The organism is Bacillus sp. LR--39 (genome assembly GCF_053613335.1).
Map to the genome: position 1 here is coordinate 1 of NZ_JBSIOT010000458.1, position 948 is coordinate 948.

Consider the following 948-nt stretch of genomic DNA (forward strand, 5'->3'; position numbering starts at 1 on the left):
ACATTCAAAGCAGTACGCCCCATGTCGATTAACGGTTCAATTGAGATTAACAAACCGGCGAGCACGACAGGCATGTTTAATGATGATAAAACAAGAAGCGCCGCGAATGTCGCTCCGCCGCCGACTCCGGCAACCCCGAAGGAGCTGATGGCAACGACTGCGATAACAGTGATAATAAACACCGGGTCAAATGGATTTTGGCCGACAGTCGGAGCAATCATCATCGCCAGCATCGCAGGATAAATGCCGGCACATCCATTTTGGCCGATCGAAAGGCCGAACGAACCGGCAAAGTTTGCGATTCCCTCCGGTACACCCATGCTTCTCTGTGTTTTAATATTCAGCGGTAAAGCACCTGCGCTAGACCTTGACGTAAATGCAAATACAAGTACAGGCACCGCTTTTTTCAAATAAATCACCGGATTCAAGCCGCTGAACGTCAGCAGCAGCAAATGAATGATAAACATAGTGATTAACGCGGCATATGATGCAATCACGAACATGCCCAGTTTTAGAATGCTGTCAAGATCACTCGTTGCAATTGTTTTTGTCATGATGGCCAGCACCCCATAAGGCGTCAGTCTCAAAATGAGTGTGACAACACGCATGACAATGGCATAAACGGCATCAACCAGTTTTTTAAATGTTTCTGCCTGTTCCGGCTGTTTGTGTTTTACGCCGAGGAATGCCACTCCAAGGAAAGCGGCAAAAATAACGACAGCGATCGTTGAAGTCGGTCTAGCTCCCGTAAAATCTAAAAACGGGTTTCCAGGCAGCAGTTCAACAATCTGCTGCGGCAGCGTTTTCGCTGTCATATCCTCTGATTTCTGCTGAAGCTCCTGTCCCCGTGAAAGCTCTGTACTTCCTTGGTCAACCTGAATCGCCTGCAGATCAAATGAAAGCGCGGACGCGATACCGACAGCTGCAGCAACTGCTGTTGTTGCTACT

At 48.3% G+C, this 948-nt stretch carries 1 protein-coding gene; it reads right to left on the reverse strand.

Annotated features, from left to right (window positions below; all coding sequences use genetic code 11):
- Positions 1 to 948, reverse strand: a 948-nt coding sequence (gene tcyP / locus ACWHAR_RS24115; protein WP_452088063.1) for an L-cystine transporter TcyP, incomplete at both ends; no start/stop codon positions are given.